Genomic DNA, 1,663 nt, shown 5'->3' on the forward strand with positions numbered 1-1,663 from the left:
GTTGATGTGTTCGTGGAGGTGGGTCCGGATGGTGCGTTGAGTGGTGCGGTCGCGCAGGTGTTGCCGGTCGCCGTGCCGGTGTCGCGGGCGAACCAGGACGAGGTCCGCGCGGCGTTCACCGCTTTGGGCACGGCGTGGGTCTGCGGCGTCGCGGTCGACTGGACCGGGGTCTTCGGGGACCGTGCTCCGGCGATCGACCTGCCCACTTATCCGTTCCAGCGGGAACGGTTCTGGCCGGCCCCCGTGACGTCGGCCGGCTCGCTGCTCACGACCGAGATCGAGGTGCCCGGCAGCGGCACGATCGTGCTCTCGGGGCAGCTCTCGCCGACCGCGTTGCCGTGGCTGGCCGACCATCGGATCGGCGGTCGCATCGTCGCTCCCGGTGCGGTCATGGTGGAGCTCGCCCTCCGGGCCGGAGACGCGATCGGGGCCCCGGTCGTCGACGAGCTCACGCTCTCCGAACCCCTCGTCGTCACCGACGACACCCAACTGCGGGTCGTGGTCGACCCCGACCGACGCACCGCGCGAATCTACTCACGCCCGGACTCGGCTGGCCGCCCGGAGTCGGCTGACCGCCCGGAGTCGGCTGGCCGCTCGGAGTCGGCTGGCCGCTCGGAGTCGGCTGGCCGCTCGGAGTCGGCTGGCCGCTCCCACACGGCCGACCTCCCCGACACGGGAGACCGCTCCGCGTGGGCCGACCCGGTCGGACGGCGTTGGACGCTGCACGCCGAGGCCACGCTCTCGGCGTCGGCCGACGCCGAGAGCCCGGGGGATCTCGGCGAGTGGCCCCCGCCGATGGCCCGTCCGGTCGAGATCGACGGCTACTACGAGGCCCGCCGCGCCGACGGATTCGCCTACGGAGCGGCGTTCCAGGGCCTCACCGCGGTCTGGGAGGGCGACGGCGAGGTCTACGCCGAGGTGGAGCTACCGGCGGCGGTCGCCGTCGGCGACTACGGCATCCACCCCGCCCTGCTGGACGCCGCACTGCACGCGTGCCTCTTCCTCGACCCCAGCGAGCAGGCCACCACCCGGGTGCCGTTCGTGTGGCACGGCGTCCGGCTCCACGCCACCGGCGCGACCACGGTGCGGGTCCGGCTCGTCCGGTGCGGTCCGGACGCGGTGACGATCAGCCTCACCGACGACGCCGGCCCGGTCGCCGACGTGGGGACACTCGAACTGCGCCCACTACCCGCCGACGCCCTGCGCGACTCGGAATCCCTACGCGGCTCGGACCCCTTACGCGACTCGGACTCGCTGGGCGATCCGCCGGTGAGCATCGCCGACAGCTACCGGCTCGACTGGCGACCCGTGCCGATTCCGACCGGCGAGCCGGAGCCGTTCGGAGTCCTCGGCGGGTCGCTCCTGCCGGGCGGCCGTCCCGTGCACTGGGACGAGGACGGCGACGTTCCGTCCGCAGTGGTCCTGCCGCTCACCGCTCCGGCCGACAGCGGCCCGGAGCGGGCACACCAGCTGACCCGGGCAGCGCTGGCCGCGGTCCGGTCCTGGCTCGGCACCGAGCGGTTCGCCGGCTCGCGCCTGGTCTTCGTGACGACCGGCGCCACCGACGGAACGGATCCGGCCGCCGCCGCGGTGTGGGGACTGGTCCGCTCGGCGCTGCGCGAGCACCCCGGGCGGTTCGGCCTCCTCGACCTCGCCCCGGCCG

General features: G+C 74.4%; 1 protein-coding gene. It reads left to right on the forward strand.

The genetic code is table 11. The features are described from left to right. Positions 1-36: 36 nt before the first annotated feature. Positions 37-1,663 (forward strand): polyketide synthase dehydratase domain-containing protein (locus ACIBZJ_RS41845; RefSeq protein WP_395939177.1); only part of this gene is annotated, 1,627 nt, incomplete at its 3' end.

This window comes from Cryptosporangium sp. NPDC051539 (assembly GCF_044454545.1).
GTDB lineage: Bacteria > Actinomycetota > Actinomycetes > Mycobacteriales > Cryptosporangiaceae > Cryptosporangium.